This is a genomic window from Xenorhabdus innexi, from assembly GCF_002632485.1.
Lineage (GTDB): Bacteria > Pseudomonadota > Gammaproteobacteria > Enterobacterales > Enterobacteriaceae > Xenorhabdus > Xenorhabdus innexi.
In genome coordinates this window covers 1-4,093 of sequence record NZ_NIBU01000121.1, presented here as the reverse complement: position 1 = coordinate 4,093, position 4,093 = coordinate 1, and the positions used below count along the sequence as shown (strand labels likewise).

At 55.4% G+C, this 4,093-nt stretch carries 6 protein-coding genes; all 6 read left to right on the top strand.

The window, feature by feature from the left end; genetic code table 11:
- Positions 1-624: PFL_4669 family integrating conjugative element protein (locus Xinn_RS20105; RefSeq protein ID WP_099137712.1), on the top strand; the 624-nt coding region annotated here is incomplete at its 5' end.
- A 1-nt stretch (position 625) separates the two neighbouring features.
- Complete coding sequence (locus Xinn_RS20100; protein WP_099137711.1) at positions 626-2,614, top strand: DNA topoisomerase III; 1,989 nt, start codon at positions 626-628, stop codon at positions 2,612-2,614.
- Between the two features lie 15 nt (positions 2,615-2,629).
- On the top strand, positions 2,630-2,803 hold the full coding sequence (locus tag Xinn_RS22275) for a hypothetical protein (protein WP_169923602.1): 174 nt from the start codon (positions 2,630-2,632) through the stop codon (positions 2,801-2,803).
- Between the two features lie 82 nt (positions 2,804-2,885).
- A complete protein-coding gene (locus tag Xinn_RS20095) occupies positions 2,886-3,350 on the top strand; it encodes an STY4534 family ICE replication protein (protein WP_099137710.1) in 465 nt (154 codons plus the stop codon).
- A 70-nt stretch (positions 3,351-3,420) separates the two neighbouring features.
- Positions 3,421-3,630, top strand: coding sequence for a hypothetical protein (locus tag Xinn_RS20090; RefSeq protein ID WP_086956865.1), 210 nt, complete (start codon positions 3,421-3,423; stop codon positions 3,628-3,630).
- 17 nt (positions 3,631-3,647) lie between these two features.
- The coding region (gene ssb, locus Xinn_RS20085) for a single-stranded DNA-binding protein (RefSeq protein ID WP_099137709.1) at positions 3,648-4,093 on the top strand (446 nt) is incomplete at its 3' end.

Here is a 4,093-nt window from a genome sequence, read left to right as displayed (position 1 = left end):
CTCTGGGCAGGGCGTAAAAAAGAAGACGTCACCGGCCGCCGTCAATACCCGGACATTATCGGCATGCCGCAGGTCATTAAACGGGCGGGGACTATCAGCGAGGATGCGGCTGCCGATAACCCGTATGCTGACAGCTGGCTGATGAAACTGGAGCAGGCCCTGGTGGCGGCCTCGGCCACTCTTCAGCAGAGTATTGCCACCTTGCAGGAGACGCTGAATGCCCTGCCGGCACAGGTGACGTTATCCGCAGTTTCCTCCGTTGAACCGCTGAATATCGGGGTCTACAGTCACTCCCCGCTGGGTTACCGCTGTGTCTGGCTGTTGGTCGGTTTCGACCAGCTGGCGATGAAAACCTTTCAGGCCTTTCATTACGGTTTTATTTCCCGTTCAGAGCGGGATGCGTTGCTGCATAACGGCAGCCGGATTATCCGCCAGATTTATGGTCTGGTGCGTTCTTACCGCCCCCTGAAGGTGACCCGTGCGGATATTGAGGAAAAAACGCCGGCCGGCCTTGAGGCCATTAAATGGCTGGGTGAACCGGACCCCGATATTCTGTCAGGCCGGTTGCGCTCTGATTTTTCACCGTTCCGGCGCACGGTGACTCAGGATACCGGGAGAGCGTGATATGCCGCTGTATTTATGTGAAAAACCCTCTCAGGCCCGCGATATCGCCCGGGTACTGGGGGCGAAACAGCGCGGACAGGGATGTATTTTGGGGCAGGGGGTGACTGTGACGTGGGCCATCGGACATTTACTGGAGATGGCGGCACCCGAACATTATGGTGAACAGTTCGGTCCGCCATGGCGCATGGACCCCCTGCCGGTGCTGCCGGTGCAATGGCAATGGGCGGTGAAAAAAGAAACCGCTGACCAGTTTGCGGTGATTAAGCAGCTACTGAAACAGGCCGACGAAGTGATTATTGCCACCGATGCTGACCGGGAAGGAGAAGTGATCGCCCGGGAACTGCTGGAATTCTGCCGTTTCACCGGTCCTGTCAGGCGGCTGTGGCTGTCTGCGCTGGATGAAACCAGTATCCGGCAGGCACTGTCGGCGTTATTACCGGGGGAGCACACCGAGTCACTCTGGCAGGCCGGACTGGGGCGGGCACGCGCGGACTGGCTGATGGGCATCAACCTGACCCGCCTGTATACCCTGAAAGCACAGGCACAGGGATTTGGTGAGGTGTTGTCTATCGGACGGGTACAGACGCCGACACTGGCACTGGTGGTGAACCGTGATAACGACATCGCCCGGTTTGAATCCCGGCCCTACTGGCAGGTGGTGGCCACATTGCAAAAAGAGGACATGGGCTTTCGGGCTAAATGGCTGCCGGCACCCGATAACTGTGATGAAGAAAAACGCTGTATTCAGGAAGATATCGCTCATAGTGTGGTTCAGCGCTGTCAGCAGGCACAAGATGCTGTGGTGACTGAACTCACGCAGAAGCGGGAGAAAACCCCGCCGCCGCTCTGTTTTGATTTGGGGACACTCCAGCAGGTGGCTTCCCGCCAGTGGGGCATGGGGGCCGGTCAGGTGCTGACGATCGCCCAGTCGTTGTATGAAACCCATAAAGCGACCACTTATCCGCGCACGGATTGCGGTTATCTGCCGGTTTCAATGCGGGAGGATATTCCGGCCGTGTTCACGGCACTGACCCGTACCGATCCGGCAATGAACCCGATTATCAGCCCGCTGGATGCCAGCACGTTTTCCCGTGTCTGGAATGACAGTCAAATCACCGCGCATCATGCCATTATTCCGACCCGCCATCCCTTTGATATCACAAAACTGACGGCGGATGAACTGAGGGTTTATCAGTTGATCCGCCGGTATTATCTGGCGCAGTTTCTGCCGGTGCAGGAAACGGATGTGACTGACGTGACATTGACGCTGGGCGGGCAGGTCTTTCAGGCGACAGGGCGGGTCAGTGTGGTGGCGGGCTGGAAGGCACTGTTTACCGGTGAAAAGCAGGAGCAGGACGATAATACGGCCCTGCCGGCACTGAAAAAAGGGGAACGCTGTCCGGTGACCCGGGCAGAAGTTCAGTCCTGTCAGACGCGGCCACCGGCCCCCTTTACCGAAGGGACGCTGATTGCGGCCATGAAAAATGCGGCGGCATTTATTCACGACCCGCAGCTTAAAAAAGTGCTGCGGGCAAGTAGCGGACTGGGCACGGAGGCCACCCGGGCGGGCATCATTGAAGGTCTGTTTAAACGTCAGTTACTGATGCGAAAAAAGAAAAATCTGCATGCAACGCAGCTGGCCCAGGAGCTGATTGCCGGGCTGCCGGATGTGCTGACGCATCCGGGTATGACCGCACTCTGGGAACAGTCACAGGACGACATTGCACAGGGGCGGGCCACACTGGCGGGTTTTATGCAGAAACAGGCACAGTGGCTGACCCACTTGGTGGAGAAGGGGAAAACACAGTCAATCCGGTTTACCCTGCCGAAAACCCCGGCGTGCCCGCGCTGTGGCGGCCCGATGCAAAAACGGACGGGGAAAACCACGCCGTTCTGGGGCTGCACCCGTTATCCGGCCTGCAAAGGGATGCTGAATGCCAGCGCGGTGACCGGTTCGCGTAAAACCCGGCGGGAAAATTCACCCGGCTGAAAATAGGATTAGGGATTGAACGCACGGGCAGATGCTTTAACAATCATGCCGTTATTCACCGAAAACTCCCGTAGCCTGAAAGGGAGCGCAGGCATTGCGGTACATCTGCCCCCCTTTGAAAGCAGATATTGTCAGTTCAGTGGCAGTGAAGGTTTTTTATTCTTTATCAGGACGTCAAACGTCGTCTGATGCCTGACGGGAAAACTTATTCCCGTCAGGGAAGCGGATTTTCTCCGTCATCGCTTATTTTTATTTCCATGGAGAACATCGTATGTCTGAGAACACCACCGCCTTAACCAAAAATGACTATTTCAACCTGAATATTAAAGGACTGGGCTACCTGAATAATATCCGCCATGTCAGCACCGCCAGCGGGACGTTCCTGAGCTGTGTGATCAATGCGCTGAACGGGCCGAGTGATAACCCGGTTTATGTGCGTTTTGATATCACCGTAGTCGGCAAGGAAGCGACCAGTCTGATCGGTCGTTGCCAGAAGTCCGTCGATGAGGATAAAAAAGTGTTGCTGGGTTTTACCTTAAGCAATCCGTCCACCGATATCTTTACCCTGAAACGCGGTGATCATGCCGGCGAACAGCGTGTCAGCCTGAAAGCCCGTCTGATCAAGGTCGATTGGATCAAAATCGGTCAGGAGAAAGTGTATCAGGCCGAACAATCTGACTCGATGCCGCCTCAGAACGGTATTACGCAGAAAGAATATGCCGAGAACTCGTTCTGATATTCCGCTGAACAGCCCTGAACGTTCAGGGCTGTTCGTTATTCATGACCCAAAATAAAAGGATATCGTCATGCATGCTGCACCGATTGGGGTTCTGGCCCTGCAATATTGCCATAAACAGTTACCGTTAACCGTGTTGCAAAGCCGTGCGGGATTTTATATCGGCACGCTGGATGAGGGGATGCCCTGCTCCCGTGAGTCAGTCGAGTATTTTGCCTGCCGTGAGCAGGCCGAATTTGCCCTGAAGCAGGGACAATGGACACAACGTCAGTCAGTTTAACCGATAAGGAAACAGGTATGTCTTCACGCGGGATTAACAAAGTGATTTTAGTGGGATATCTGGGGCAGGATCCGGAAATTCGTTACCTGCCCACCGGCGGGACCGTGGCAACACTGTCACTGGCGACCTCCGACAGCTGGCGGGATAAACAGACCGGTGAAATCCGGGAGAAAACCGAATGGCACCGGATCGTTATCTTCGGCAAATTAGCCGATATTGCGGCGGAGTATTTGCAGAAAGGGGCACAGGTGTATATTGAAGGTCAGCTGAAAACCCGCAAATGGCAGGATAACCAGGGGCAGGATCGCTACTCAACGGAAGTGGTGGTGAATGTGAATGGGTCAATGCAGATGCTGGGCAGTCGTGGGGAGGCAAAGAACGCAACACCTCAGCAGACCGGACATAAACCGGCACAGAAGCAGTCTCCGTCTCAGGGCGCTAATCAGGAAAGAAAAAACACGCC

What these genes read in the sequence shown, in the direction of transcription:
- Xinn_RS20100 (WP_099137711.1), top strand. Translation starts at nt 626, where the DNA reads ATGCCGCTGTATTTATGTGAAAAACCCTCTCAGGCCCGCGATATCGCC.
- Xinn_RS20095 (WP_099137710.1), top strand. Translation starts at nt 2,886, where the DNA reads ATGTCTGAGAACACCACCGCCTTAACCAAAAATGACTATTTCAACCTG.
- Xinn_RS20090 (WP_086956865.1), top strand. Translation starts at nt 3,421, where the DNA reads ATGCATGCTGCACCGATTGGGGTTCTGGCCCTGCAATATTGCCATAAA.